4 protein-coding genes are annotated in these 3,259 nt (G+C 64.3%); all 4 read left to right on the plus strand.

The window, feature by feature from the left end; all coding sequences use genetic code 11:
• Window positions 1–104: 104 nt before the first annotated feature.
• Entirely contained in the window at window positions 105–824 is a 720-nt protein-coding gene (locus ACLP25_RS02735; protein WP_442467707.1) for an ABC transporter ATP-binding protein, read from the plus strand.
• The gene (locus tag ACLP25_RS02740; RefSeq protein ID WP_442467704.1) at window positions 824–1,534 is read left to right on the plus strand and encodes an ABC transporter ATP-binding protein; all 711 of its coding nucleotides are present in this window, start codon (window positions 824–826) and stop codon (window positions 1,532–1,534) included. The genes ACLP25_RS02735 and ACLP25_RS02740 overlap by 1 nt, the downstream gene beginning before the upstream one ends.
• The gene (locus tag ACLP25_RS02745; RefSeq protein ID WP_442467705.1) at window positions 1,528–2,394 is read left to right on the plus strand and encodes a branched-chain amino acid ABC transporter permease; all 867 of its coding nucleotides are present in this window, start codon (window positions 1,528–1,530) and stop codon (window positions 2,392–2,394) included. Before ACLP25_RS02740 ends, ACLP25_RS02745 begins: the two co-directional genes overlap by 7 nt.
• Window positions 2,395–2,407: 13 nt before the next feature.
• Window positions 2,408–3,259: branched-chain amino acid ABC transporter permease (locus ACLP25_RS02750; protein ID WP_442467706.1), on the plus strand; the 852-nt coding region annotated here is incomplete at its 3' end.

Raw genomic sequence — 3,259 nt, forward strand, 5'->3', positions numbered from 1 at the left:
ATGGAGCCGATCGTCTGAACCGGCAGACGAGGGGCTGAGCTTCAGGATGGTCAGCTCTTACGACGGAAGATCCGCGCATCCGGCCGCAAGAATCAGGGGAAGGAATTTTGATCCTCGAACTTCAAAACGTCTCTAAGAGCTTCGGCGCATTGAGGGTGACGGACGACGTGACGTTCGCGGTCCCCGAAGGGGAGGCGCTTGGCGTCATCGGCCCGAATGGGGCAGGCAAATCGACCCTCTTCAACCTCATTGCCGGGACAATCCGGCCCGAAGCAGGCGCTATTCGCTTTGCGGGCAGGAACGTGACTTCCGAGCCGCCGATGACTCGGTGCCAGCGTGGGGTCGGCCGGACGTTCCAAATCCCGCAGCCGTTCGAGCAGCTGACGGTCTTCGAGAACCTGCTGGTGGCCGCAGCGTTCGGATCGCGCAAGCGAGAGCGCGAAGTCACCGACAGCTGCGCCGAGATTCTTGTCGAAACGGGACTATTCAGTCGCGCCAATCAACTGGCGGGAGCGCTCGGCCTCTTGCAACGCAAGCGGCTCGAGCTGGCGCGCGCCCTGGCAACGGACCCGAAACTTCTGCTTCTCGATGAAATCGCCGGCGGCCTCACCGAGGCCGAGTGTCATTCCCTCGTCGAGACGATCCGCGGCCTGCGGCGACGAGGCGTCTCCATCATCTGGATCGAGCACGTTCTGCACGCGCTGAACGCCGTCGTAGACCGTTTGCTGGTGCTCAATTTTGGCAGGGTCATCGGCGTAGGCAAGCCAGAGGCGATCATGGCCTCGCGCGAGGTCCGTGAAGTCTACGTCGGGATCGATGTCTGATGGCGCTCCTGGAGGTCAAGGGTCTCACAGCGCGCTACGGCGACTTCCAGGCCTTGTTCGGCATCGACCTGGCTTTGAACTCGGGCGAGACCATCGCCATCGTCGGCGCCAATGGGGCGGGCAAATCGACGCTGATGCGGTCGATCGCCGGGGTGCTCGGCAATCCCGCCGAGCAAATCCTTTTCGACGGACGGCCGATCGGCGCGGCGCCAGCGGCCGAGGTCATGTCGCTCGGCATCGCGATGGTGCCCGAGGGGAGAAAACTGTTTCCCTCGCTGTCCGTCGAAGAGAATCTTCTCATTGGCAAATACGGCCGGCGGGCCCCGGGAGCGTGGTCGCTGGAGACGGTCTACCAGCTGTTCCCCGCCCTGAAAGAGCGACGCAACGCTTTCCCAGCCGCGCTCTCCGGCGGCCAGCAGCAAATGGCGGCGATCGGGCGCGCCCTCATGTCGAACCCTCGCGTTCTTCTCTGCGACGAGATCAGCTTGGGGCTGGCGCCGGTGGTCATCCGCGACATCTATGGGGTCTTCCCCCGGCTTCGCGAAACAGGCGCGTCCATGGTCATCGTCGAGCAGGACATCGGACGGGCGCTCCGGGCGGCCGATCGCGTCTATTGCATGATGGGGGGCCGGATCACCCTCTCCGGGTCACCCGCCGGGCTCACGCGCGACGCGATTCACGCCGCCTATTTTGGAGCGCCCGGATGGTGAGCCTCGTCGACACGCTGATCCAGGGTGTCCTGCTCGGCGGGCTCTATGCGCTCTTCGCTGCCGGGCTATCGCTGGTCTTCGGCGTCATGCGGTTGGTCAATCTGGCTCATGGCGATCTCATCGTGCTCGCCGCCTTCCTTATCCTGACCCTCGTCACGGCGCTCGGGCTCAACGCGTTCGTGGCCACGCTTGTAGCCATCCCGATCATGTTCGCGATGGGTTTCTTGCTTCAGCTGCAGGTGCTTAACCGGACGCTGGGTTCGGACATTCTGCCGCCGTTGCTGGTCACGTTCGGCCTCTCGATCGTGATACAGAACGGCTTGCTCGAAGGATTTTCGGCCGACAGCCGCCGTATCTCCGTCGGATGGCTCGAGACGGCGTCGCTGCCCCTCGGCCCTGTCAACGTCGGGGTCATGCCGCTGATCACCTTCCTGTCCGCGCTCGCCGTCATTGTGGGCCTCAACTGGCTCTTCTATCGAACCGAGCTCGGCCGCGCGTTTCGCGCCACTTCGGACGACAAGGCCACGGCCGGCCTTATGGGTATAAGGCCGGATCGGATGTTCGCCGTCGCAACCGGCATCGCGATGGTCGTCGCCACGATCGCCGCGCTCTATCTCGGCGCACGCGCCAATTTTGACCCCACCATCGGCCCCGCGCGGCTCATCTATGCGTTCGAGGCCGTCATTATCGGCGGCCTCGGATCGCTGTGGGGCACGCTTGCGGGCGGCGTCATCATAGGCGTTGCACAAACGTTCGGCGCTTCGATCAATCCCGAGTGGCAGCTTCTGCTCGGCCATCTCGCGTTCATCGTTGTGCTCCTGGTCATGCCGCGCGGCCTCTTCCCGCGCGTGATGGACTAATTAGGAGGGCCAAGTGGAAACGGCCCCCACGACGACGTGGCGAATCAGGAAGGGAACGAGAGTTTCCTCGGGCTTCGCGGTATTTGCATTTGCAGCCGTCCTGGTTGGATTCGCCGCGCCGCTTTTCGCGTCGCGCGGCGTGGTGCAGGACCTTTTCTTCATCCTGACGATGCTGGTGCTGGCCCAGAGCTGGAACGTGCTCGCCGGATATGCAGGTCTCGTCTCTGTCGGCCAGCAAGCATTTGTCGGCTTTGGCGGGTACGTGATGTTCGCCTGCGTTCTTTTTGCGGGACTTGATCCGCTGCTTGCCGTTCTGATCGCAGGCGCTGCGGCGACGGCGCTCGCGGCGCTGACCGGCCGGTTCGTCTTTCGACTGCAGGGGCCACATTTCGCTATCGGAACCTGGGTCGTCGCGGAGGTGGCGCGCCTTACGCTCGCCCAGTGGACGGCGCTCGGGGGCGGCACCGGGACCTCGTTGCCAGCCTCGGCGACCCGCGAGATGCTCGGCGCTCCGATGATCGGCCGCCTCTTCGGCTTTCGCGCCGCCCAGTCTGTCGACACGCTCTGCTACTGGCTGGCCTTGGCCCTCGCCGTCGGAACAATCGGCTTCATCTATCCTCTCCTGCGCTCGCGTCAGGGATTGGCGCTCGCCGCGGTGCGCGACAATCAGGAGACCGCTCGCTCGGTCGGCGTCGACGCGCGCCGGGTCAAGACCTTCGTCTACCTCATGGCCGCATTCCTCACGGGACTGACCGGCGCCCTTATCTATGTTCAGAAGGCGCGCATTTCGCCGGACGCCGCGTTCTCCGTCCTCGACTGGACCGCCGATGTGATCTTCATCGTCGTCATCGGCGGCATCGGCACG

The organism is Roseiarcus sp. (genome assembly GCF_052145395.1).
GTDB lineage: Bacteria > Pseudomonadota > Alphaproteobacteria > Rhizobiales > Beijerinckiaceae > Roseiarcus.